This is a genomic window from Mesobacillus jeotgali (assembly GCF_002874535.1).
In the GTDB taxonomy this organism is placed as follows: domain Bacteria; phylum Bacillota; class Bacilli; order Bacillales; family Cytobacillaceae; genus Mesobacillus; species Mesobacillus jeotgali.
Genome location: NZ_CP025025.1, coordinates 314,261 through 335,331 on the forward strand (window position 1 = coordinate 314,261; position 21,071 = coordinate 335,331).

At 36.0% G+C, this 21,071-nt stretch carries 17 protein-coding genes; 14 read left to right on the plus strand and 3 right to left on the minus strand.

All coding sequences use genetic code 11. From position 1 onward, the window contains the following. Positions 1–382: 382 nt before the first annotated feature. Positions 383–871: a helix-turn-helix domain-containing protein gene (locus CD004_RS01560; RefSeq protein WP_102261154.1), complete on the minus strand. Its 489-nt coding sequence runs from the start codon at positions 869–871 to the stop codon at positions 383–385. Between the two features lie 140 nt (positions 872–1,011). Here CD004_RS01560 and CD004_RS01565 point away from each other — a divergent pair, with 140 nt between their 5' ends. The 9 genes from CD004_RS01565 (at position 1,012) to CD004_RS01605 (ending at position 15,419) form a co-directional block, all read left to right on the plus strand. After that, positions 1,012–2,319: an MFS transporter gene (locus tag CD004_RS01565; protein WP_102261155.1), complete on the plus strand. Its 1,308-nt coding sequence runs from the start codon at positions 1,012–1,014 to the stop codon at positions 2,317–2,319. Between the two features lie 37 nt (positions 2,320–2,356). Then, entirely contained in the window at positions 2,357–3,331 is a 975-nt protein-coding gene (locus CD004_RS01570; protein WP_102261156.1) for an ornithine cyclodeaminase family protein, read from the plus strand. A gap of 530 nt (positions 3,332–3,861) precedes the next feature. Beyond that, the gene (locus CD004_RS01575; RefSeq protein WP_102261157.1) at positions 3,862–4,158 is read left to right on the plus strand and encodes a hypothetical protein; all 297 of its coding nucleotides are present in this window, start codon (positions 3,862–3,864) and stop codon (positions 4,156–4,158) included. Continuing rightward, positions 4,151–5,611: an N-6 DNA methylase gene (locus CD004_RS01580; protein ID WP_102261158.1), complete on the plus strand. Its 1,461-nt coding sequence runs from the start codon at positions 4,151–4,153 to the stop codon at positions 5,609–5,611. Before CD004_RS01575 ends, CD004_RS01580 begins: the two co-directional genes overlap by 8 nt. After that, positions 5,608–7,464 carry a restriction endonuclease subunit S gene (locus CD004_RS01585; protein ID WP_102261159.1) on the plus strand — a complete coding sequence of 619 codons (1,857 nt, stop codon included), beginning with the start codon at positions 5,608–5,610 and terminating at the stop codon, positions 7,462–7,464. The genes CD004_RS01580 and CD004_RS01585 overlap by 4 nt, the downstream gene beginning before the upstream one ends. Before the next feature lie 59 nt (positions 7,465–7,523). Beyond that, positions 7,524–10,430, plus strand: a complete 2,907-nt coding sequence (locus CD004_RS01590) for an ATP-dependent helicase (protein WP_102261160.1) — start codon at positions 7,524–7,526, stop codon at positions 10,428–10,430. Between the two features lie 27 nt (positions 10,431–10,457). After that, complete coding sequence (locus CD004_RS01595; protein WP_102261161.1) at positions 10,458–12,275, plus strand: site-specific DNA-methyltransferase; 1,818 nt, start codon at positions 10,458–10,460, stop codon at positions 12,273–12,275. After that, positions 12,268–14,880: a TnsA endonuclease N-terminal domain-containing protein gene (locus CD004_RS01600; protein WP_102261162.1), complete on the plus strand. Its 2,613-nt coding sequence runs from the start codon at positions 12,268–12,270 to the stop codon at positions 14,878–14,880. Before CD004_RS01595 ends, CD004_RS01600 begins: the two co-directional genes overlap by 8 nt. Positions 14,881–14,945: 65 nt before the next feature. Then, positions 14,946–15,419 (plus strand): hypothetical protein, encoded by a 474-nt coding sequence (locus tag CD004_RS01605; protein WP_102261163.1) that lies wholly within the window; start codon positions 14,946–14,948, stop codon positions 15,417–15,419. A 496-nt stretch (positions 15,420–15,915) separates the two neighbouring features. Here CD004_RS01605 and CD004_RS01610 read toward each other — a convergent pair whose 3' ends face one another. Continuing rightward, positions 15,916–16,158 carry a hypothetical protein gene (locus tag CD004_RS01610; protein WP_102261164.1) on the minus strand — a complete coding sequence of 81 codons (243 nt, stop codon included), beginning with the start codon at positions 16,156–16,158 and terminating at the stop codon, positions 15,916–15,918. Between the two features lie 33 nt (positions 16,159–16,191). Further along, positions 16,192–16,425, minus strand: coding sequence for a helix-turn-helix domain-containing protein (locus tag CD004_RS01615; RefSeq protein WP_102261165.1), 234 nt, complete (start codon positions 16,423–16,425; stop codon positions 16,192–16,194). 192 nt (positions 16,426–16,617) lie between these two features. Between CD004_RS01615 and CD004_RS01620 the strand changes: the two genes are divergently transcribed. The 5 genes from CD004_RS01620 to CD004_RS01640 all read left to right on the plus strand — a co-directional run bounded on the left by CD004_RS01620 (position 16,618) and on the right by CD004_RS01640 (position 21,063). Continuing rightward, the gene (locus CD004_RS01620; protein WP_102261166.1) at positions 16,618–16,899 is read left to right on the plus strand and encodes an HNH endonuclease family protein; all 282 of its coding nucleotides are present in this window, start codon (positions 16,618–16,620) and stop codon (positions 16,897–16,899) included. A 345-nt stretch (positions 16,900–17,244) separates the two neighbouring features. Continuing rightward, positions 17,245–17,862 carry a DarT ssDNA thymidine ADP-ribosyltransferase family protein gene (locus CD004_RS01625; protein WP_102261167.1) on the plus strand — a complete coding sequence of 206 codons (618 nt, stop codon included), beginning with the start codon at positions 17,245–17,247 and terminating at the stop codon, positions 17,860–17,862. A 13-nt stretch (positions 17,863–17,875) separates the two neighbouring features. Next, positions 17,876–18,616: a DarT1-associated NADAR antitoxin family protein gene (locus CD004_RS01630; RefSeq protein WP_180321266.1), complete on the plus strand. Its 741-nt coding sequence runs from the start codon at positions 17,876–17,878 to the stop codon at positions 18,614–18,616. A 577-nt stretch (positions 18,617–19,193) separates the two neighbouring features. After that, positions 19,194–20,021 carry a hypothetical protein gene (locus tag CD004_RS01635; protein ID WP_102261168.1) on the plus strand — a complete coding sequence of 276 codons (828 nt, stop codon included), beginning with the start codon at positions 19,194–19,196 and terminating at the stop codon, positions 20,019–20,021. 187 nt (positions 20,022–20,208) lie between these two features. Next, on the plus strand, positions 20,209–21,063 hold the full coding sequence (locus CD004_RS01640) for a GIY-YIG nuclease family protein (protein WP_158651455.1): 855 nt from the start codon (positions 20,209–20,211) through the stop codon (positions 21,061–21,063). Positions 21,064–21,071: the final 8 nt, after the last annotated feature.

Below are 21,071 nucleotides of genomic sequence, written 5' to 3' on the forward strand. Positions count from 1 at the left end.
GGAGCCGTAAGGATGAAAGAGAGGTAGGGCTTTCATTGTTTTAGGTATACAAGATATTATTTAAGTCATTATTTCTAGAAGAAAAACAATCAATCTCACCTCTATCTTTAAGAATTTTTTGCATCTACTAAGACAGTGAATAGTAATTGTTTAGCTTCCTAACGTAAAAGAGAAAACGAATTGGTATTACCATATGGTCCACTACAAAAATGGTTTCCAGACGAGGAAACCATTTTTTATTTACATAACAATAGTAAAGATTACTGGTGATGATTTTAAATCCTTTGATGTGGGACGGTGATCATGTCCCCAAAACTGCAAGAATGATTCCTTACAACGCTTTTTTTATTAACTACCGAGTGGGACGGCACCATCCGTGTGTTTATCTGGATGAGACGACGAGGAATCTGATCGTCTGATCTGTATGGTTGTACCAATAATGCGTTTCGCTGGCTGAGAAGAACCAGGACTCCCCTTGTTGGAGTTCAATCATCTTGGTACCTACCTGCAGTGTCAAAGTTCCTTCTATTACATAGACAAATTCATGTCCGCTGTGTGAAAAGGGTTGTCCGTCACTTTGGTTTGCTGGGAGAGTGACGAGTATTGGATGAAAGTCTGGATTTGGGATTTGCTGTGTTAGGTCTCTATAGTGGAATGAAGATTCACTCACAGGTTCATTATTACTTGGGAAAAAGGTACTTGGATTGACGCCTAGAACTTCGGATATTTTTCGAAGGGACTCTAATGTTACGCTGGACTTTCCGCGTTCGACTTGTGAAAGAAAGCTTATGGATACACCGGCTCCTTCTGCAAGTTCTTTCAGAGTCATTTTTTTCTTTTTACGGATTTCTTTCAGTCGTACACCGATCATAAAACTCCCACCTTCCTATTTACCATTTTTAACTTAGAAGAAGATTGTGTCAATTTGAACAAAGTTGACAGAATATTAACCATTATCTAAAATCTAATTATTGAAGTGCCACTTCAATTTTAAAAAAGGAGGAAGAGAAAATGCAACAGTTAGATAAGAAAACAACTTATCGCGTATTGATTGCCAGCCTTGTTGGCAGTTCCATTGAATGGTTTGACTATTTTCTATATGGAACGATGGCCGCACTTGTATTTAACCAATTATTCTTTGTCAACGAGGATCCAACAGTAGGCTTGCTTTTAGCTTATGCATCGTTTGCGCTTTCGTTTTTTATCCGTCCATTCGGAGGAATCATTTTTAGTCATATCGGAGATCGAATCGGCCGGAAAAAGACGCTCGTTTTAACACTGAGCTTGATGGGTGCTGCAACATTCGCAATGGGTATCTTGCCTACATATCAAGCTATTGGTGTAGCTGCACCAATCATTTTAATTACACTTCGTCTGATCCAGGGGCTTGGAATCGGCGGGGAGTGGGGAGGAGCTCTATTGCTTGCAACTGAGTATGCTCCAGCAGAACGCAGAGGTTTCTTCGGTTCCATTCCGCAAATGGGTGTGACAATAGGAATGGTGATGGGTACACTCGCTCTTTGGCTCATGAGCTTATTGCCTGAGCAGCAATTCATGTCATGGGGCTGGCGCGTGCCGTTCATCTTCAGTGCATTGCTCGTGGTCTTTGGTTTATGGATCCGAAAAGGAATCGATGAGACACCAGAATTCAAGGAAGTTCAGGCAAAAGGCGAGATTCCAAAGCTGCCAATCGCCGATACCCTTCGCTATTACTGGAAAGAAGTGCTGATCACCATCGGTGCGAAAGTGGTGGAGACAGCTCCATTCTATATTTTCAGTACGTTCATTGTTTCGTACGCGACAAGCACTCTAGGATTCAGCCGCTCCGCTGTGTTAGGTTCGGTCATGGTTTCAACTGTCATTACGACGATCCTGATCCCAATCATGGGAAGTCTATCAGACCGCGTGGGCCGCAAGAAAATGTATACCGTCGGTACAGTAGCCATGATGGCTTTCGCTTTCCCATACTTCTGGATGATTCACCAAGGCAGTGTACTCATGCTGGTTTTGGCCACGATCATCGGCCTGGGAATCATTTGGGCTCCGATTACAGCAGTACTTGGAACCATGTTCTCGGAAATCTTTGATGCAAAGGTTCGCTATACTGGGGTTTCACTAGGTTATCAAATCGGGGCCGCAGTCGCTGGCGGTACAGCACCGCTCGTTGCCACTGCACTGCTCGCAGCATTCGATAATTCCTACGTCCCAGTTGCACTCTACATCATGTTCACTGCTGTGGTATCACTGATTGCCATCTGGGCAGTGAAAAGCCGCGTTGAACCAACAGTGATCACTGGTAAAATGAGCTCGGCCAAATAATTTGGCCGAGTTTTTACATAAGGAGGAGAGATTCTATATGCTTATACTGAACGAACAACTAATCCAATCCATCTATAAAATCGAAGACGCCATTCGAGATGTCGAAGCCATGTTGGTGGCCATACACGAAGGGCGTGTTGAAAACCCTCATCGGACGGTACTGAATGTCCCCGAACGCAAAGGATCAGTACTCTATATGCCAAGCTCGGATGGAACATCCATGGCAGCGACCAAAATTGTCTCGATTTTTCCTGATAACAGCTCAGCCGATCTTCCGACCACACAAGGAGCCATCTTACTCACAGAACTTCAAACAGGAAGACATATAAGCCTACTGTCCGCTTCTTACCTGACACGATTGAGAACCGGCGCATTAAGTGCCATCTCAGCCCGCCACCTCGCCAGGCCCGACAGCCAAGTCCTGACCGTCATCGGCACAGGCGGAATGGCGTTCGAGCAAGTGCTGGGAATCGTGAACGTGCTGCCGATTCAAGACATCTATTTAATCAACCGTTCTATCGATAAAACATACACATTCGGTGAAAAGCTCAAAGAGGCAGGTATTACCGCTAAGATACATACCGGAGTCGACCGGAACGAAGCCGTCGCCCAGTCCGACGTCATTTGCTGCGCAACCCGGTCAACTGAAGAAGTATTCGATGCGGATTATGTAAAAGCAGGGACCCATATCATAGGCGTGGGCAGTTACTTACCCGAAATGCGTGAAATCCCGTTAGGTGCGATTGAAAGAGCAGCGTTGATCTATGGGGATGATTACGAGGGAATGAAAGCCGAAGCTGGGGAATTCATTGATGCAGTGGAACGTGGGAAGTGGTCATTTGAACAGCTTTCTGGTACATTGGCTGAACTTCATGTGAGTCAGGTGGAACGTGAGGTTGAGGATATTACTATTTTCAAATCAGTTGGAGCGGCACATTTTGATTTGGCTGTGGCGAAGGGAGTTTTTGAGAAGGCGGAGGGAATGGATGAGGGTGAAAAGATTCTTCTTTAGTATTGTTAGGACAAGGGAATAGAGCAAATGTCCCTAAAAAAAGTGCACTTTTCAGTAGTCTCGAACCGTCCCTGTGTTTCTGGAGATCCAAAAAAATTGGAAGAGAAGAACAATGTAAGTGCGAAAGAAGAAAAAATGGTTAAAACAAGTAAGGAGGGGGACAATCAATTAAACTGATTTGTCCTTCTTTATATTGTTTAAAGGAGTGACTGGGGTGAGTTTTTTATCAAAAGATATATTGCGGTGGTTGTTTAGAAATATATCCCTTCTTTATAATATAAATTTACATAATGTTTTGGTGTGTTATTTTGCAAGTTGTGAAATCATTATTGAAGTAGAGGATAGTAATTCCGTCAAAAACTGTTAAGGTGAATAACACACCATGATGTTTTGTTTAAATAAAATCGCGAATTAGTTGACTTTTATTTTGTGATTGGTGTATAAATAAATTATCATAAAAAACACACCAAGATATTAATTATGGATCGGATCGCCAAAAAACTTAATCGTAAAATGAGAGGGTGGTAATAATGAGTTGTAGGTATTGGAAAGTGATATGTCGATATGGACACGTAGGAAGAAGAAATGAAGTAAGCGTGGCAAGATATATACGCACAGAGTCTCATTATACAATCATTGATGCGATGGATTTGGTCTCAAATATGCCAGGTGTAAAATCTAGTGGGGTTGCCTTTATTGAGCAAATTGATAAAACGACTTTTGAAAAGGGTAAATCCAGTGAAAAAATGAGTTTGTATTTACAGAAATTAAAAACATATAACCCAAAATTTGAGCAAATCAATAAGGGAGAAAAACTTTATGCCTAGTGGAAAAATTGCGGTAAATGAAAATGAAAATAATATTATTCAATATTTACATGATATTGGTTGTGCGAGTGTAAGAGCGAAAGTTGATATAAACATAAGAAATCGAAGGGCACGTGCAGACTTTGTTGGATTTATTATTGATGAAAATGGGAAATCTGTTCCAAAAGTAGTAGTTGAAGTAAAGACTAAACCTGATCCAACAATACAGCAGCAATTATATGAATATGCAAAGGTGCTGGATTGTCCTTATGTTTTGTTAGTCATAAATAAAGATAAATATTGGTTTGATGGTAAAACGTTACTTCCAATACTAGAAGCGCCAACATTTGAAAGTAAATCGAGATATATAGAAGATGGTAAAGAGATAAAGAATAAATTAAGCTACTCGTTAGGGTTAATATTAGATGGTAATAAAGGTAAACTTATTAGTTTACCGAAGGCATTAGCCTTTTTCTCCTCAGGTTTGTTAATTAGAGCTTTTTTAGAGGAATCGGAGGAACATGATATTTCTGAATGGCTTAAAATAGAAACGGAAAGGCAATATAGAGACCTTTTTTATCAAGCAATAACCTTTTTTGGTTTAGGAGAAGGTCTATCAATTGAAGAATTGCCAATTACAATTGAACAATGGATCACGCAGTTGATTGAAATCCCACCATTCCATCGGTCATTAAGTGAAGCAGTACTATCACTTATACATGATTTATTAGCTAGAGAAGGTAGAAACGGAGAATATGTTTCACCGCAACACATCCGTAATACTTTCAAAGACATTATTGGTGGACTTAATGTTAGTGGAGAGAAGGCAATAGATTTAGCAGTGGGTTATTCATCTATTTCTTTTGATATATATGCAAATGATTTGATTGATGTTAAGTCCTTTGAGGGATATGAAATTGTTTCAGAAGTTTGCATGATTTCCCAAGTTATTTCTATTATTAGTGGTTTTAGACATTTAAAGTATGTATGTGCTGACTCTTTATTACTTGAAGGAATTGAACACGAAGGGGAATATTCATTAGTAGTAATTGATCCCCCACTTGGTGGTAAGACGAGAGACAATGTTGAGTACAATAAGTTTGAACTTAGAAACCGTTCTCTCAATGTAAGAATTTCTGATTTAATGATTGAACAAGGATTAATCTTAGCGAGACCAGGGGGATATATTGTTACTCTAGTTCCTGAAGGAACGCTATTTTCCTCTGGTTCAAGTGGTTTTATTAGAGAAATGATAAAAGAGTTTGCAATTGTTGAAGGAATTATCAGCCTTCCTGCACATACAATGAAGCCGTTTGCTAGTGTGAAAGTAAGTATTCTTATTTTACGTAAAAAGAAGGAAGTTACAGAAACTGCTAAGGAATTATTTTTGGGAAATCCAAAGAGTGTGGAAGATATTCCTGACATAATCAAGAATTTCCATAATTGGCGACGTAAAGAGGTTGAGGAAGTGTGAGAAATCATTATCTTGTTCCTTATAAATTTTTGGATAGAACGGACAGTTGGACAGTTGAAAATCTAATGTTTGAAAATAATCAAGAAGAAGAGCGAACACCACTGAATAATCTTGTGACATTTAACAAAGAACGTATTAATACCCAAAATATAGATCACCATAGGGACTATCCTTACATTGAAATAAAATCAATAGAATTAGAAACTGGAGGTATTCTTCCAACATTCATCAAAGGTGCTGATCTTCCAACTCGTGCAAAACTGATAGGTCGAACAGGTGATATACTTCTATCAATTGTTAGACCAGAACGTGGGATTATAGCAATTGTCCCTTCAAGTCTTGATGGATGTGTTGTATCGAATACTTTTGTTGTCCTTACACCCAAAAAAATAAGCTCTGAATATATTTATCTGTTACTAAAAGATAATGATGTCCGACAAGAATTCAGTTTGATGGCAAGAGGGACAACAACCCCGACTTTAGGAATAAAAGAATTAAAAAACTATTCCTTACCACTAAATAAAGTTCCAATGTATATGGAAAAAACGGCAAAAGAGCTTTATGGGGAATGGAGAAAACGTGGGATTGAAAGTAGGTCACTTAAGGAAATTGTTGAAGATATATTTGTAAAGGAATTATTAGAGGCTGAGATTATAGATGAAGAGTATACTCAAAGCTCATACCTTACTTTACCTTATGAGAATTTGGTTGACCGTTGGGATGTAAAATACCATATTAATCACTCTACTCGTAAAGTATTATGGGATGTTCCGACATATAGAGTTGGTGATTTGGGAGAGTTGCAAATCGGTATACCAATTTCCGCTAAGAGCGAAAAAAAAGGGGGACTTCCATATATCCGTGTACAGGATTTAGATGATGAAAGCCTTTATGTTCTAAACGAAGAACTTGTCTATATTGTCGATGAATCAGTTGAGGAGAAACTTTCAAAAGCAATCTTAGTAAGAGATAATATTTTAATTTCGAGGATTGGTAATTTTGGTAGGAGTGCTTTAGTACAGCAGGAATTAGATGGTGCGGTGGCAAATCATAATTTGGCTATCTTAAGACTTAAAGAAGGGGAGATCTTGCCAAAGTTTTTGGCTTACTTTTTAAAAACTAAATGGGCAAAGCAACAATTTAGCACTTATGCAACTGGTTTAGTTCTACAGGCAAATTTTCTGAAGGAATTAACAATTCCCGTCCCAAGTCTTGAACAACAACAACTTATTGTTGAGTTTATTGAACAAAAGATCTCTGCTAATAGAATAGATGAACTAGAGAAAGAAACATTACGTTTCAAACATCAAATTGAGTGTGTGGAAAAGGTTTATAAGTCGTTTATTCGTGGAGACAAAAGGGGGGTAGTTCAGTTAGCAACAGGGGCTGGGAAAACAAGTATCATTACCGCTTTGATTAGAAGACTTATTGAACTAAAACAGGTAAAAAGGGTTCTGTATTTAGCGGATCGGAGGATCTTAGCAGAACAGTTTCGACAGGCTTTTAAAGAAAAGAGTATTAATTTTCCGTGTTATTCAATAAAACTTGATAATGTTAAAAGTGATAACGGAGTCTGGATAGGTGTAATAAATGAAGTTAATCAAATTTCAAATGAAACTTTCGATCTCATTATTTTAGATGGGTTTAGTCCCGCTTGGTCGAAGTTTCATAATGAAGAAACAAAAGGTTATGTATTAGGTATTACTTCAACTACTCCTAACTTTTTACAAGATTATAATGAGGGGGCTCATTCATGGAAACATGATGAACCTTTGTACGTCTATACTTTTAATCAAGCAATTCTTGATAACTTAAACATTGGTATGAAAAATGAGCAAGAGCAAAAGGAATGAAGTGACGTCAAAAAAAGGGAACCTATGAGTGTACGAGAAATAAATTGGAGGTCTCCGTAATGTCAAATGATAAAAAAAGTGCGGAAACAATATCTAACCAATTGAACGATCAACAGTTGAAAGTAGTAAAAACAACAGAAGGACCTCTTTTGATTATTGCGGGTCCTGGGTCTGGTAAAACTTTTACCATTGTCGAAAGGATATGTTATTTAATCACTGAAAAGAAAATTCCTACGGAAAATATTTTAGTTGCTACATTCACAGAAAAAGCTGCACAAGAGTTAGTAACCCGAGTCTCAAATAGATTAATTGAATTAGGTGTAAATGTTAACCTTAACGAGATGTATATTGGAACTTTACATTCAATTTTTTTAAGAATTTTAGAAGAATACAGAGATTTCACTAGACTTAAGTCAAATTATAGACTAATGGATCAATTTGACCAGCAGTATTTTTTATACCAAAATATCTCTAAATTTGAAACTACTCCAAACGTTGAAACAATCATAGGTGAACCAACAGAGGTACCACGTTGGGAACGAGCAGAGTCCTTAATGAAATGGGTTAACAAAGTGGGAGAAGAATGTATCTCTTCCGATACTTTATCCTCCTCACATGATATAAAAGTCAAGGCATTAGGGGAGTGTGTTGGTCTTTATCATGATCTGTTACTAGAAGAAAATGTACTTGATTTTTCAACAATTCAAATAGAGACTCTAAAATTGTTAGAAAATAACCCAGAAATTGTTGATTCATTACAAAGCAAAATAAAGTATTTAATGGTTGATGAATATCAAGATACAAATACGATTCAAGAGCAAATCCTATTTATTCTTACAGGAAGTACAAATAATATTTGTGTAGTGGGGGACGATGACCAGGGGCTCTATAGGTTTAGAGGTGCCTCCATTAGAAATATACTAGAATTCCCTTCTAAGTTCCCTACTGGGATGTGTCAACAAATAGAATTAACAACAAATTACCGCTCTCATCCTAAGATAATTAATTTTTATAATGAATGGATGAATTTGAATGATTGGTCGGATAGAGGTAATAATTTTCGTTTTCAAAAAGTAATCCAACCAAGAGAAGATGATTTTTGTGATACTGCAACGGTTATTAGAGTCTCAGGACAAGATTCACATGATAATTGGCATGGTGAGACCCTTCGATTTCTGAATAGCTTAAAATCGTCAGGGAAATTAAGTGATTGGAACCAAGTTGCTTTCTTGTTTAAATCAGTAAAAAGCAGAAGGGTTGTAGGTCTAGCTACGTTCTTAGAGAATAATGGTATACCCGTTTATTCACCCAGATCAAACATGTTTTTTGATCGCGAAGAAACCAAATTAATGTTGGGTGCCTTAATATTCTTATTTCCACAATTTCAGTCAGTAAGAAAATGGAATGCTAGTGCTTCACTAAAAGTGTGGGACTATTATGATGAATGTTTTGGTGAGTTTGCAAGTCATCTAAGAAAATCAGAAAATAGAGAGTTGTTGATCTGGTGTAGGCATAGAGCTAAGGACCACCTACATTTAACTAGTAATACGGATTACGCATTTTCACGACTTTTATATGAGTTGTTACAATTCCCTTTATTTAGTAAATACCTAAATGAGTCTAGCACTACAGGGGTCCTGGATAGTAGACCAGCGCGTAACCTTGCCCTTTTTTCCCAGTTGCTTACAAAATTTGAATATCTACACAATATTTCTGTTTTCACTCGTAATTATATTGATAAAAATATAAGAGATTTGTTCAATCAATTTTTTCGTTTCCTTATCGAGGGTGGAATAAATGAATATGAGGATTCATCCGAATACGCTCCAAGCGGCTGTGTCTCCTTTTTAACTATTCATCAATCAAAAGGATTAGAATTTCCTATAGTAATTGCGGGATCTTTAAATGCTAGTCCAAGAAAGCAGTATACTGAGTTGGATGAATTACTGCAGAATGAGTACTATAATAAACCACCATATGAACCTATTGAAAAAACAAAACTATATGATTTTTGGAGGCTTTACTATACAGCTTTTTCACGGGCTCAAAATTTACTGGTCTTATCTTGTCAAGAGCATATTCCTAAAAGCCGTGGAGAGAAAAAATCACCCTCAAAATATTTTGAACCACTGTACAGTACCGTTCCTAATTGGACAGAATCTACATTTGATCTAAACAAATTAGATTTCGAGAGAGTAAAAGGTGTTAATATAAAAAAGGAATACTCCTTTACTTCACACATTTCCTTATTCGAGAACTGTGCCGTTCAATATCGTTTTTTTAAAGAGCTTGAGTTTTCTCCAGTTAGGCAAAGTGCTACTTTGTTTGGAACGGTGGTCCATCAAACAATTGAAGATATTCATAAAAGAGCATTAAGAAATGAAGAGCATCTTATAACTCAAAAACAAATTGAAACTTGGTTCAATAAGAATTATTCAAGTTTGGCTAAGAGAGAGCGGGTGTATTTGGCGCCACAAATCCAAGCTGTTGCACTTAAGCAAGTTCTGCAATATGCACAGCGGCATGAAAATAATTGGGAACATATTCAGGAAGCAGAAGTGGATGTATCATTGGTTAAAGAAAATTATATTTTAAAAGGGACTATTGACCTTATACGTGGTAAAGACGACACTGTTGAAATTGTAGATTTTAAATCAGAAAAAAAACCTGATCTATTTCGAGAACGTGATAAAATTGACCGTTATCGCCGCCAACTAGAAGTATATGCCCATTTAATTGAGGAACGCATTGGGAAAGAGGTTACAAAACTTCATCTCTATTATACTGGTGAGAAGGACGGAAATCCCTATTTGAGTTTTAATAAGGATAAAAAATCAATAAAAACTACAATATCCACCTTTGATAAAATTGTAGAAAAAATAGAGGGAAAAAAGTTTTCTGTTACTGAAAGACCAGTTAAAATATGTCAAGAATGTGATATGCGTTTTTATTGCGACAGGCAATAAAAACTAACATTAGGGAGGATTTTCAATATGGATGAACAAAAGTCTTTAGATTTAAATGTAGATACAGCACCTGTAGAATCGGTAGAAAAATATAAGTTTGAACCAATAAAAGGTTATCCTATGCTTCATTGGAAAGGGAAAGTTCCTTTTCGTTCAACGCAATTCTATCCTGCACAATTAAAAGAAAAGCATGGAGAAGAAGTTGACGGATGGATTAACCAGATTTATTGGGGAGATAATCTTCAGGTAATGAGCCACCTTTTGAAAAATTATAGAGGGGAAATTAAGTTAATATATATCGATCCTCCCTTTGATTCTAAGGCGGAATATAAAAAGAAAATTAGCGTAAAGGGCAAGTCAACAACAAATGATCAAACTGCATTTGAAGAGAAACAGTACACTGATATTTGGAATAATGATGATTATTTACAATTTATGTATCAAAGATTGATCTTAATGAGAGAGCTATTAGCTCCAGATGGCTCAATCTATGTTCATTGTGATTGGCATAAGAATCACTATTTAAGGTGTATTTTGGATGAGGTGTTTGGACCTGATAATATTAGGAATGAGATAATATGGTCATACTTTGGTTTCAAGCGTTCGACTACAAGGAAATTCCCTCAAAAACATGACACTATACTTTCTTATACCAAAACGTCTGATTATGATTGGACCGTTCAGTATCGACCGCATGGTGAGGATTATATTAAACGATTCAAAAAAGATGAAAATGGACGATTGTATCGTGACGATGTTAATCCAACAGGAGGAGGTGCAAGAATAATCTACCTAGACGAAGTTAAAGGCGATATTATTGACTCTGTCTGGGATGATATTCCTCCTGTTAATCCAGTGGCAAAAGAAAGAGAAGGTTATCCAACTCAAAAACCTGAGGCTTTAATTGAACGTATTATTTTGTCCTCAACTAAACCAGGTGATATTGTTTTTGATTGCTTTATGGGTTCGGGTACTGCTCAAGCAGTAGCAATGAAATTGGGACGAAAGTTCATTGGAGCTGATATTAATCTAGGAGCTATCAGAACTACAACAAAAAGGATATTGAATACAAGAAAAGAAATCTTAAAAAAGCCTGACGCTTATACAGTAAATGATGAAGAAAATGATTATTACGTAGATAAATTATATACAGGCTTTAATGTATATAATGTTAATCATTATGATGTATTCCGAAATCCAGTTCAGGCGCGTGATTTACTACTAGAAGCATTAGAGGTCCAACCGCTTGATAGGAGCACTATATACGATGGTGAAAAGGACGGAAGAATGGTAAAAATTATGCCTGTCAACCGAGTTGCAACTAAAGCTGATTTAAATGACTTAATTACAGGTTTTGATTATAAAACTTTTGAAAAGAGAAAAGATGAGCACCCAAACCAACCAGTAGAAAAACTTTCTTTAATATGTATGGGGCATGAACCTGATCTAGCTGCAGCTCTTCAAAATGAAGTTGACTATAAACTCGACATAGAGGTTGTCGATATATTACGGCATAAATCAAAACTTGAATTTAAAAGAGATTCAGAGGCTGAAATTGTTATAAAAGACTCACATCTTGTGGTTGAAGAATTTTTCCCTATGAACTTATTGCAGAAATTAAGTTTACTTCAAGAAGATGTTGAGGATTGGAGGGAATTAGTTGAATCCATATTAATTGATTGGAATTATGATGGGGTTGTCTTTGAGCCGACAATTGTTGACATCCCAGGGAAAAACGAGTTTGTTATTGGGAAATACGAAGTTCCTGAAGATGCAGGTACCATTAGGATAAAAATTACGGACCTTTTGTCTGAGACTCTAGAGGTGAGTATAAAAAATGCCTAAACAAGCCCAAATTGATTTAGACTTTGCTTTTTATAAGTATCTTAGACTGTTCTATATTGATAAGCGGGGAACAATTCGTAACCATTACAGAGATTTATCCAAGAAGTTTTTGGATTTCAATAACCCTGAAAATCCTAATTCCTTTTTAAGAGCTCCCCAATACGAAGCACTAGAAATGTATATTTTTCTAAAAGAATTTTTACAAAATGAACCTGTGCATCAAATTTTTGATGATTGGTACAAAAAAAAGGATCGGTTTGCTAATCGACTGGACGTTGGTCTAGAAGGAGAGCAGATGGACCTATTTGGGACGCTTAATGAGGATGAATATAAATCTGTATTTAATAAAATGAAGAATAATGCCCAATTGTACCCAAACTATATATTTGCTTTAACAATGGGAACTGGAAAAACAATATTAATGGCAACTTGTATTTTTTATGAATTCATTCTTGCAAATAAGTTTCCAAAAGATAAAAGATATTGCCATAATGCTTTGGTTTTTGCTCCAGATAAAACTGTACTTGAGGCATTAAAAGAAATATATACCTTTGATAAGTCTAAAGTAGTCCCGCCTGAATACGTTAACTTATTGAACAGTCATCTTCAAGTACATTTTCTTGAAGATGCAGGAACAACTCTTAATACTTTTGATAATTCAATGTTTAATCTAATAATTTCAAACAGTCAAAAAATAATTCTTAAAAGAAAACATAAAGAACAGAGTTCTTTAGACAAAATGTTTTCTCTAGATGATTTTGAATCTGGTACTGTTTATGATGAATTTGCTGACTTATACGAGTTTGACTCACCAGAAGATGAAGCAGAATTAACTGTAAATCAAAGGTATATAAAACTTACTAGATTGCAGCAGCTTGGAATATTCGTTGATGAAGCCCATCATTCTTTCGGTGATCAACTTGCAAAGGATATGGGGACAAAAAAGGCGAATAATAGCTTGCGATTAACTATAAATCAACTGGCATCGAATCTGCATAGATCAGGAACACGTGTTGTTGCGTGTTATAATTTCACTGGAACACCTTATATAGGAAAGAAAGTGTTGCCTGAGGTGGTTTATGCATATGGTCTTAAGGATGCAATAAATAATAAGTATCTAAAAAAAGTTGACTTACATGATTATACAAATCCAAAGACAATGGAATTTGTGAGAATTGCAATCAGAGATTTTTGGGAAAAGTACAAAGATAAACGCTATGAAGGTATGCTCCCTAAAATGGCATTTTTTGCTTCAACAATTGATGAACTTACTGAAGAATTGCAACCAGCTGTGGAGAAAATTTTGGCAGAGTTAAACATCCCGCTGGATCGAATTCTTGTAAACGTAGGGGATCCAAAACATACTACAAATGACGAAATACGTGAATTTAATCGTTTAGATACAAAGAAATCTGAGAAGCAATTTATTCTACTTGTAAATAAAGGTCGTGAAGGTTGGAATTGTCGTTCTTTATTTGGAGTTGCATTATATAGAAAGCCAAAGTCTAAAGTATTTGTTCTTCAAGCAACTATGCGTTGTATGCGGGCAATTGGAGATATCCAAGAAACGGCAAATGTCTATTTATCAAAAGAGAATTTGAATATCTTAGAAGATGAATTAGAACAAAATTTCCGTTTAAGTACTGAGGACTTAAAGGGGAATAATAATGGAAAACAGACTTATGAAGTTAGGGTATTACCGCCTGCCGTAAAAGTGAATTTAAAAAGGATTCATAAACTTCACAACCTTGTAGAAAAAAATCCACCACAAGGTATTAATTTAAAAATTGATTCAGTTGATACTAGTAAGTACAGGTTAATTCATACCGTTAAACGAGGACTTGACTCAAAAGATGTATTTACAAAAAGAACAACAGTGGTTGAAGATCTTACGGAACAAAGAGAAAAGCGCCAATTCAGTTCTATTACTCTTACCGCAGAAATAGCTAGATACCTAAACCGCTCGTGTTTAGAAATTGATAAAATTCTTAAGAACACTCAAGAAGGTATGGGAGGAATTTTAAATGCGGTAAACGAGTATAATGAACTTCTTTATGATTGGGTCATCCCACAATTGTTTAAAGAGCTTTTTGAGCTTGAAGCATATGAAAGAAAAGTTGAAGAAAAGATTGAACTTGTAAAAGAGCCAAAAGAGGGGTATTATTCTGTCACTGCGAAACCAGAATTAGTATTAAATGTTTCAGATCCTGAAGTAAATAAATATGCAGCCAAAAGTTTCCATGTGGATACTTATTGTTTTGACTCAAGACCTGAACGGATACTTTTCATGAACTTGTTGAAGAGTGACGAAGTTGAAAAAGTATATTTTACTGGTATGCTTACACATGGTCAATCGGAGTTCTTCATTCACTATATTGACCCAGACTCTCATACAGTGAGAAGGTATTTCCCCGATTTCTTAGTACAAAAGAAAAATGGCACATGGGTTATTATAGAGGTTAAGCAGGATAACAAATTTGATGATCCTGTAGTCCAAGCGAAGAAAGAATATGCATCTCAACTAGCTGGTGCTAGTGAAATGAAGTATGAAATGATTCGAGGAACTGAAGCTGCTAATGGGATTTATAAACCGTTATTAAAGTAAGGTTAAAAAGGCAGTGTGATTTCATTGGAATTACACTGCTTTTTACTGTTATGGGAGGGGATTATTTGTTTTATCATCTAACACAAAATCAAGAAACTGCTTTTAATATTTACGAAAATGGGTTGAAGAGGATACAGTCTAATCTAGGAACAAAAGATGCAAATCAGATTCTAGTTGACGTTCTTGGAAATAATAATCCTGTTGTTAAAGTTAGACAAAACCCTATTTATTTATATTTTGATGAAAAACTAAAATCTATACTTGAACAAATTGACCGATCTGTTTATGTATTTTTTGTTGATGAAAAAGGTTTAGATTTTAATAAGTTATATGTATTGGATCAGTTTTATCTTAATAGGGTTGTAGAAAAAGAAGTAACAGCACAACAAGATATTAACGATTGCATAAGTAAATATTCAAAAACATTGAAAACTGTGAAAGAATATGGGGAGAGTGGGTTGGAATATAAATATCCAGAGTTTCTTTATTTGGGTGATATCCCTACTGAATTTGTAAAGTTAGTAAGAAGTCCAATTTAATTATAATTAATATTGAAAACTCAAATTTGACCACAAATTGATCACAAAACTAAAGTATGTAAGATTAACATCAATACATATTGGACTATCTTTGATTTATTGAAGTATAAAATAGGACTAAAATGACATAAAAAATATATAAAAATATATTAGTATCATGGGTGGAAAGATGCAATCAGACCATCGAAGCCTTCATAGATAATGATTTATTGGTTACATGAGAGCGGTTTGCTAATATTTTACCGATAAAAGTAAAAGAAGCTTCTCGTAATTTATATAGCTTACGAGAAGCTTCTTTTTAATTTCCTAGTAAATGGAGGAAAACTAGGAGTCTTTTTAGTAACGTGTATTGGAAGTAAACTATAAAAAACATTGTGAAATATGTCATCCGGAAATTTAGCAATTGCAAAGGAGGACAATGGGATGGTTCACATATCCTAATCGGGGATTAAAGTTTTCTAAGATAGGGTTGTTATTTTGTCTACTTAGTTAATAGTTAATTAAATAATTCTGGGTATGCTTGTTTGTAAAGCAGGGTCATTGCTTTTTTGGCTGCCTGTTTTTTGCTTCTAGGGTGTGTGGCTGTGGCAGTAATGTCTCTGTATGGAGGTTGTTGGTCACAAATATTTACAGTAATTTGATATTCATTTGTATATTGGATAATGTCCATTTCTATTTCATCACCAAATTCGTTTTCAAATTGGGTTACATCCCAGGATAAGTAGTTGGCTACTTTCATAAAAATCACCTTTGTTTTTTTAAATTGTTAGATTTACTCCTGCTCATCTTCTAGGGTTTCGATTTCGATGATTTTGCGGATGTCTGTGATGTCAAGTGCCTCGCTAATTCGTTTGATGTGATCAAAGTGAATGTTTTTTCTTTTATTGTTGGCTAATTCGCTAAGTGTAGCATGACGAATGTCTGCTAATCGGGAAAGCTCTCGTAATGAGATACCATAATCATTGAGGAGTTTTTTTAGTTTTATATTCACCTGTTTCTCTGCCATTCCTTACACCCATTCCTATTGACTATAAGGCAAAACTAACATCTTTATATGAATGGAGTGGTACGCTTTTTAGTACCGATTTGTTATTTTTGAAAGAAAATATACGGTAAGGGCAAAGTGAATGTTTTTATTAAGAAATGACGTATTACTGACTCTTATCGATAGGAGTGGCAATTCCAGTTTAGAAGTTCCATCGAGCATTTCCAACCGCAACATCCTGTTGAAGGAGAATGTTGGGAACAAGATGACTGGAACGGATTTGGTAATCTAGCATTACTAACGGTTTCGGGGAACTCTAGGTTTTCTAACTTGCCACCTGCAGGAAAAATCAATTCATATCCGAGTATCATTAAACAAAGTCTGAAACTAAAAGTCATGGAAAAAATGACAAGGCTTGGCGAGGGGAAGTGGACAGAAGAAAAGGCAAGTAGACATAAAAATGAAATGTTCAACATTGTGAAAAATAATGGGTAAAAACTACTCAAGGCATTGTAGTCCAAGAGCACCTATGGGCTCAAGAGTATGAGATTTGACACAAATCCTTGAGACAGAGCAGCAGCCTAGAACACAGGAGATTGCTTGCAGCAGTCAGGGTGTTTTTTTCCTTTTTGCTTGATCAATAAATTCAGATAGCTCTTCAATTACGCTATTCAAATTCTCCTTAATTTCATGCTCCCAAATTCTTCTGATATTCCATCCTCTGCTTTCACCGTTTTTCAATAACAAAAACACCCTCAACAGTATAATTATACCCATTTTTACCACTTTATAGTAGAATGGTATTATCAATCTACTAAATTATTGTAAAGGGGATTTGGTATGCAAAATACTGTTAATCAATCTGGTGTCCGTTTTCTATTGCATTTTACACAGGCAAGCAACTTATCAAGCATCTTTCAACATGGAATTTTACCTATTGCTGATTTAGATTCAAAAAATTTGGCATACAGTTGGAACGACGCTTATAGGTATGATGGGTGCCATGATGCTTCTTGTTTTTCTATGGAGGTACCAAATTATAAGATGTTCTATAGATATAGGAATGAAAATCCACATTTGGATTGGGTTGTATTAGGTATTAAAAAGGATGTATTATGGGAAAAGGATTGTGCATTTTGTGTTGAGAATGCGGCAAGTAATGCCATCACTCAAACCCCTGTAGAGTCAAGAAAAGGAATCCTGGCATTTAAAAGATTATTTGATGAATTCCCTAATAAACCAACCAGGAAGGCTTTAAATTTAAATCCTGCTACTCCAACCAATCCTCAAGCTGAGGTATTAGTATTTGGGAAAGTTGAGCCTTCATATATCTTTTCAGTTGCCTTTGAAAACGCTTTGATACGTGATAAATATAAGCAGTATATTCCCGATACTGTAAATGTTGAAGTGCAGAAGTGGTTATATGAACCCAGACATGACTATGCACATTGGAGATAAATAAGGAGGAATTATGGCCCAGAGACCAGTTTTTATAAGTAGTATAAAAGAAAGAGACTATGTAAAAATACAAGACGTTGAATTTGAATGGTTTCCTGGTTTTTCAGTGAAACAAAAACAAAGATCAATTGATTCATTTCATAAAAGCTTTGAAAATTTATATCCATCCGCAAATATCTTGGAAATTTCTAGTAAGTCTGATAAAAAGTTGGGTGTAGCGTTAAGTGCATTTAATTTGATGATAAAGACAAAGAATAATAAAGAATTTAGTGTTGAGACTGCCTTCCAAGCAAGTAAAGTATTTGAGCAGGGTGGCCCTTTTATAGATTTGTATGAAAAGACTTCAAAAGAGGCAAAAAAAGATGAAAGAATTAAAAGTAGTGGAAAGCTATTGTACTTTAAATTTTTTAGCAGAAGATGGGAACTTGAACCAAAGACACTTTTCTATGATTGGTTATACGTTAATGCCTTGTCAACTAATAATGAACTAAGTAAACAAGTTATTGAATATGATGCTTTTACCGATATAGAGTTTAACCCGCAAAAGTCAATTAACTGCCAGGCAAAGTCAGTAGCACTATACGTTTCACTATATAAGTTAAATTTACTTAATAAGGCTCTGAATTCCGTAGAGGATTTTAAAGAAATCGTTTTTCAAAATGAAAAAATTGATGAAGAAAAAAGAGAAGTGGAAGAAAAAGAGTTAAAGACTGACCAACTAAGTCTATTTGATGAAATAATAAATGAGAAATAAGGCGTTCGTTCAAATGGTATTGGCGAATTTCACTGATTTTGTAGGTTTTTATCTACATTTTCACTCTTCCCACCTTGATTGCCTGCAGCAATCAGGGTGTTTTGTTTCTTTTTGCTTGATGAATAAACTCAGATAGCTCTTCAATTACGCCATTCAAATTCTCCTTAATTTCATGCTCCCAAATTCCGCAAAGAATCGGTGAATTCCACTGCTCCCTTAAATCAGGTTTCTACAGTCAGCAATCTACACATATGGAGTGTGTGGCCATAGAGACAAAAGGAAGGTTTCAAGCGTCTCACAGACGTAGAGATAAAATGCTGAGTTGTCAAGCGGAGTAGAGGGTGAACTTCGGTTGGCAATTAGACTTTGTAATTAGTAACTTGCAGAGTCAGAGTTATAATTAGATGCTTGAGAATCTAGACGATAAGCAGTTCAATCTGCTTATCGTATTTTTTTGCACAAACAATCAACTTTCTTCTAAAAAGGTGTTCACAAAAATGCCATAATCCTTTCTATCCCACCCTGTCCTTTCCACCCCTCCATCCATATATAAAGGGTGAAAGGGTGGTGCATTAGCATGATAATTAAATCGGCGGTTATTGAGAGTTTTGCGGAGTATTCACAGTTTGGTTCGTTGAAGGAGTTTAATAATCATTTTGAGATGTGGATGGCGGATAAGAAGCGTTTTTTCAGTAAGGGTGAGTTGATTGGTTTGAAGCGGCTGGCTCGTTTTGCTGCAAAAGTTCCTGGGGTGGCGAATGCGAAGATTGGGACGGTGCTGAAGGCGATTTATGAGGAGTATGGGGAGATGGGGATTTCCCGTTCTACTTTTAAGAGGATGATCCTGAAGGCTAGTGAAATGGGTATTTTCATGATATATGAAACGGCGCGCAAGAACGGCTCACAGTCTAGCAACCTGTATGTATTCAATCGTTTCCCGATGAATGAACTACCGGATGGCGATCAATTGAGCCACCAATATAAAACTATCATTCCTTCTGAAACTAACATTAAAAAGAATAATAAACGTGAAGAAAAGGCTGCTGAAGAACAATCATCCAAAATTCAAGAGTTAAAACCCGTCGCTGAAAAAGCACCGGAAGATCATATTTTTGTCAGTGACCGGATTCCAAGTGATTTTGTCAATCTTGTAAAATACTTTTACCCAACCGCGAAGTCGATCGAAGAATTCTGGCGGATGAGTATGGTCACTGCATACCGTAATAACTATGAAAATGACATGGATTTTCTGTTATCCGTGTCCCTTGACTCCTTCAAACAGCTCGTCCGAAAGCTAAAATCGAAGGTGGTAGTGAAGAATCCGATTGCTTATTTTACAGGGATTTTGAACAAGAAGTTCCAGGAGCGTTATTTTGAGGAGCTTTATGAGATGATGGTTTGTTAAAAATGAGATGAGAGCTTGAAACCGTGTCCTTGCTCTAAACCTATAATCCAGGTGGGTTTGTCCAAGATCTGCTTTTGTAGAGTCATTAACGATATTCTCAATACCTAAAGAATGTTAGAATCTAAATATAGTAAAGCCCTGCCTTCTACATGTGAATATCATACAAAATTCTATGGAGTGGATTTTTATGAACGACAGAACACTGATGTTATATTTTCCGGATACAGATAGTGCTGCTTCGTTAAAGATATTTCAAGATCCAACTAGTCAGATTCGTGGGTTTTACTTTACGAAGAGCCAATTAAATAAGGTTGAGACACTTGAGTATGCAAACAACCATGCGGTTTATTTTCTTTTCTCAGAATCTGAGGAGTCAAGTGTTTATATTGGTCAGTCGGTTAATGGTATTACCCGTATTAAGTCACATTTAAGAGAAAAGGATTTCTGGCAATATGGCATCTTGTTTGTAACTGACAACAACAGTTTTGATAAATTGAGCATTGACTATCTCGAGTACTTTTTTATCCAGGCATTTGCGAAGACACAGTATAACTTGGAAAACCGTGATATGAGAACTGTCGCACCTAATGTGAATGTTTTCAACCAATCAACACTGAATTCTTTTGCTGTTCAAATACAATTTTTATTAGAAGCTATGGGTATTTCTTTTAAGCCATCTGCACCTACGGAACAGATTTTGCGATTGAATAGGGATGTATTCCAAGCTAAATCTCCATTTAAAGCAAGTATTTCATTACAAGATGGAAAGTTTCTTCTTCTAGCGAATTCTGAAATCAAAGCCCCTCTCGAGCGTACAAAGGATTGGTCAGATGGAGGGAATTTCTATACTCGTTCCATGAAGAGATTTACACAACTTATCGAGGCAGGAAAAGCTGTTAAGATTGATGAATCGACTGCTAAATTGATTGATGATGTAGAATTCAACAGTCCAAGTACACCTGCTGAGCTTTGTTCAGGGCATTCTCAAAACGGATGGGTTTTCTGGATTGGGTTGGATGAATTGAGAAAAAAGCAAGGGTGAGGATATAA